This is a genomic window from Methylobacter sp. (assembly GCF_004322395.1).
GTDB lineage: Bacteria > Pseudomonadota > Gammaproteobacteria > Methylococcales > Methylomonadaceae > Methylobacter_A.
The window spans coordinates 1-1,677 of record NZ_SCTW01000087.1 but is presented as its reverse complement, the minus strand read 5'-3'; the positions used below and the strand labels follow the sequence as shown (position 1 = coordinate 1,677).

The 1,677-nt window shown below is 44.4% G+C and carries 1 protein-coding gene; it reads left to right on the top strand.

The genetic code is table 11. The features are described 5' to 3' along the window. On the top strand, window positions 1-1,677 hold a 1,677-nt coding region (locus EPO18_RS12180), incomplete at both ends, for a hypothetical protein (protein WP_292433646.1).

Below are 1,677 nucleotides of genomic sequence, written 5' to 3'. Positions count from 1 at the left end.
CCGCCAGCATAAAGGTGCTTTGGAAAATACAGCATTGGCGGTGGCTTTGTCGCCTTCTCTCATATTTTTCAACGATCAAATATTCACCGATGCCGATTTTCAGCGAATACAAAACATAGGTAATGGCGGAAAAGTCAGCGACTCGAATCGTACTGGCCGGTTCGGTCTGGGATTCAATACTTGTTATAGTGTTTCTGATCATCCTAGCCTGTTAACTGCCGATAAAATCGCCTGGTTCGATCCCCATCAACGTATATTGCCTAAGGGAAAAAATGCTCGCGCTTGGTCAGTCCCGGTCGCACAAGAATATTTCCCAAATTGGCTAGAAACCTTTGCACCGGTGGGATTAAAACCCGGCGCGGGGTATTTGTCTGGAACGGCTTTTCGGCTTCCTTTACGCACAAGCGGGGATGCTGTTATTAGCGAGATTTGTGATGAACCTTTTACCTACGAAGATTTTATTTCAATCTTGGAAGAGCTCAACCAAGTCGGACCGCCATTAATTATTTTCTTACGGTCGGTCAATACGCTTGAAGTCTTGGAGATAGGTGAGGACGGCGCAGAACAGCTTAAATACCAACTGTCTACCGTAAACAAGTCAGAGGTTGAACAAAATCGTTCCATTCTCAGAAATATAGTGGATGGAAGGTCAGAGGATTTGCTCGAAAAATGGTTAGCATCAGACGAAGAGTTACCGGTTGTTCAATACAATCATTCGTTTTCTTTGTTGGGTATTGACGGCATAGCGCATCATGAAACGTGGGCTGTTACCTCTGGATTATTTCGCGGCCTAAACGATCAATTGTTGGAGGATGCCCTTAAAGTTTGCAGGCATCGAGAAAAAGCTATTCCATGGGCAGGGGCGGCAACGATGCTGAGTGGAACCAGAGCAAATGCAGTTTCCGGTGGTTTAGCGTGTTTTCTCCCATTGCCTGAAAAGGTCGATTGGCCGATTTGGTTGCATAGCTGGTTTGATCTGAGCTCCAATCGGCGGGGTATAACTCGATCAGCAGAGGTAGGCGGGGCAAACCATGACCGTTATGAGTGGAACAAATCATTAACGGAACATGCAGTTGCCAAAGCATGGGCGTTGTTGATGGTTCAGGTTGCTGGGGATGCAGAGCATAATGTTGAACCGTATAAGCTTTGGCCAACAGAAGAATTTCCAGACGATATAAATCAAGCGCTCATTCTGGGATTTTACCGGGTTGCTGCTTCATTGCCTCTAATTAGGGGGCTTAATTCTGACGGCTATCATTGGTACGGACTTAACGACGGTGTGCACGATTTGTCGCAAACGTGGCATAGTCATCTAATAGAGCCATTTATAGCGGAGGGTTGGCCAATTTGTATTCCCCCTTTAAATGACTTTGTAAAACAAGGTTTTGATGAAGCAGGCGAAACAATATCAAGTTTAACACCGGCATTGTTACGTGACTATTTATTAGATGTTGACAGTACGTTGGACATTGTCTGTGAGCTGGGCGAAGCTCCAAAGCAAATGCTCAGAAATAAAAAGTGGATTTATTCGTTAGCGAAATTTTGTTCAGGTGGAAATTTTAATTCTTTAGCCAACTTACCCCTTGCAATACTCAGTGATGGCTTGCTGCATACATACACTGCATGTGGAACTATTTTTATAGATGACGAAAACGAACATATTCGATCATTGCTAAA